This is a genomic window from Mesobacillus subterraneus (assembly GCF_023715485.1).
Taxonomy (GTDB): Bacteria; Bacillota; Bacilli; order Bacillales; family Cytobacillaceae; genus Mesobacillus; species Mesobacillus subterraneus_B.
On the sequence record NZ_JAMBOF010000043.1, the window covers coordinates 1 to 1,026 of the forward strand.

1 protein-coding gene is annotated in these 1,026 nt (G+C 39.1%); it reads right to left on the reverse strand.

Going from position 1 to position 1,026, the window contains the following annotated elements:
• Positions 1-920 (reverse strand): IS110 family transposase (locus M3204_RS23440; RefSeq protein WP_251489058.1); only part of this gene is annotated, 920 nt, incomplete at its 3' end.
• Between the last annotated feature and the right edge of the window lie 106 nt (positions 921-1,026).

A 1,026-nucleotide genomic window follows, 5' to 3' on the forward strand; every position in this document is an offset into this window, starting at 1 on the left:
ATACCAGCTAACGAAATTTCACTAATTCCCTTAATCATAAGTAACTTATTCGCGAAAGGAATTTTAGGTAGTTCATCCTTGATTGCCAGCTCAACTCTTTCAAGTTGTTGAATCGCAAGGTCATACTCTTCGAGTAATTGTTCAAGATGAAATTTATAAGCATCTAATGCTTGTCTTGTACCAACTGATTTCCTGGCTACATTGAGGAGTAAATAGGCTTTCTTTAATCCAGGCTGTCGCTTCATGAGTGACTTCCACCCGGCCACGATCTCTTCAGGCTTCATGGAACCCAGTTCCATTGGAGATGGGAAAAGCCGAAGTGTTGCGATGGCCCCTTTAGCAGTGATGTCTTTAAATACTTGCCTAAGCTCGGGGAAGACAATATCCACCCAGCGATTCAATTGATTAATCGAGCTTACAAGTCTCTTAACAATGACATCCCGATTTGACATGAGTACTCTGAGCTTTTCAAACGACTCAGAAGTATTCCTTACAAAAGCGTAGTAACCGTTCTTCACCATATCGGCTATTACAAGAGCGTCTTTTTTATCACTCTTTGATTGGGTATTATCACGGTTTTCTTTATTTCTTTTCACCAAATGAGGGTTAACTGTCACTACCTCAATATCTTGTTTCATCAGCCATTTAGAAAGGTTAATCCAATAATGACCGGTAGGTTCCATACCAACTATGGCAGCCTCAAGTTTATGTAATCTTTTAAGGTTATTAATCCAGATTAATAGGGACGAAAATCCCTCTTCGTTGTTTGGAAAAGTGATTGGATCTCCTACGACAATCCCACGGAAATTCACTGCTCTGGCTACGTGAAATTGTTGTGCAATATCCACACCAACCACAAGATGTTTATCAGTAATTCTTTCTATTAGTTGATTTTGTTTGTCCTGCATTTTAAACTTCATAGTAAGGGTTCCTCCTAAGTTTGAGTTAGAGTCGTGTCTTACTCATATCTTACTGAGGAGCCCTATTTTTTTCAAAGCTCAAAAATAGCGATCTACAGGAATGCTA